Below are 255 nucleotides of genomic sequence, written 5' to 3' on the forward strand. Positions count from 1 at the left end.
TGAGGCAGAAGTAGTACAAGGTTTTTCGGTGCTACCGTGCCAGGTAATGCCCCTGCCCTTGTGTTCGCCCCCTCAACCCGACTCATATAGGTCTTGCTGATAATTCTGGTCGCCCAACTCAATGAACATCGGATAGACCTTCCATCCATCGGTGACATAGAACAAACAGTGCCAGCACTTGACGAGCAGCCACAAGGGCTTAAAGGTTTCTGCACTGCGCGCCCTATCACCCATGCCAGAATTCCAGCTTGTTTG

At 51.8% G+C, this 255-nt stretch carries 1 pseudogene; it reads right to left on the bottom strand.

The window, feature by feature from the left end:
- Positions 1 to 34 precede the first annotated feature (34 nt).
- A pseudogene (locus tag FLQ44_RS11370) lies at positions 35 to 255 on the bottom strand (IS1 family transposase); the annotation flags it as partial.

This window comes from Vogesella mureinivorans (assembly GCF_007644035.1).
Lineage (GTDB): Bacteria > Pseudomonadota > Gammaproteobacteria > Burkholderiales > Chromobacteriaceae > Vogesella > Vogesella mureinivorans.